The sequence below is a fragment of the Saccharopolyspora sp. NPDC000995 genome (assembly GCF_053599315.1).
Window position 1 is genome coordinate 1 of the sequence record NZ_JBSFLZ010000376.1, and the last position, 1014, is coordinate 1014.

At 65.6% G+C, this 1014-nt stretch carries 2 protein-coding genes; one reads left to right on the plus strand and one right to left on the minus strand.

All coding sequences use genetic code 11. The features are described 5' to 3' along the window. Positions 1-50: 50 nt before the first annotated feature. Positions 51-425 (plus strand): hypothetical protein, encoded by a 375-nt coding sequence (locus ACWDKQ_RS36415; protein WP_450143281.1) that lies wholly within the window; start codon positions 51-53, stop codon positions 423-425. Here ACWDKQ_RS36415 and ACWDKQ_RS36420 read toward each other — a convergent pair. Then, positions 370-732 carry a hypothetical protein gene (locus ACWDKQ_RS36420; RefSeq protein WP_450143280.1) on the minus strand — a complete coding sequence of 121 codons (363 nt, stop codon included), beginning with the start codon at positions 730-732 and terminating at the stop codon, positions 370-372. The two genes, ACWDKQ_RS36415 and ACWDKQ_RS36420, sit on opposite strands and share 56 nt — an antisense overlap. Positions 733-1014 lie beyond the last annotated feature (282 nt).

Here is a 1014-nt window from a genome sequence, read left to right on the forward strand (position 1 = left end):
CACCGGAAGCGCACCATGTCGAGCACCGGGCCGACGGTGGAACAACCGAGCTGACCAACATGGTCATCCTCTGCGGCCACCACCACCGCACCCTCCACAACCAGAGCGATGGGAAACCGAAATACGAGACCGGTGCCCCGTGTTCATCCCGCCGCCCACAGTGGACCCCAGGCGAACACCACGACCAGGCGGGAGAGACTACCCGCTCAACACCGCGCATACCTCCGGGACCTCATCCCCACACCACGACACCCGGCGGGCGAACCACGACGCCCTTCGGCGTTCTCGGTCGGTACCTCCGTGGTGGGTGTTGTTGGCGTCGTGTCGGATTGCCGTTGGTGTCGATCGTGGTGGCGGCGGTAGCGGCGCTCAAACGGTGTGCGCTTCCGAGACCACCAGCGGGGTTCCCTGCATGCAGGTCGTGACCATACTCGGCTCGATCCTGCCGCGGACCACTGCAGTCACACCAGGACGCAACTCAGACGTCGGATGCACCAGCAGGTACTCCCGGTCACCGGTGTTGAGGACCAGGCAGCCGAGTTCGACCCCCTTCCGCACTTCGCCGCGCAACGTCACCTCTGTTCCCGCCACCTGGGCGACGGGCGGCGGCGCGGCAGGCTCGCTGTTCGGGGGATTCGCAGGCGGCTCGCCGCAGCCTGCCAGCGCGATGAGCGCGGAGAGTAACGCCGTCCAGCACCAAGCGGCCCGCGAAGCTGGTGGCCTCAGAAGCACCGTGCGCACGTTATGGGTGTGCCCGGGTGCGCCTCGCGCCAACCGTCCGAAGTCCGTCGGAGGTCTACTGGGGATGGTCAGGTCACCGATCCGGGATGGGGTTCCGCACATGCCGACACCGATCGTGCGCCCGGTCGCGATCGCTGCGTGAGGTATCAATGAGCCGGTTGGCAACGTGACGGGAGGGCTGATGAGTTTCCTAAGTCAACCCTTGGTCTTTGTTGATCTTGTTTGTGGTTTGGTGGGTGGCAGGGTTGTAGCAGGTTTTGTCGCGCCAGCAGG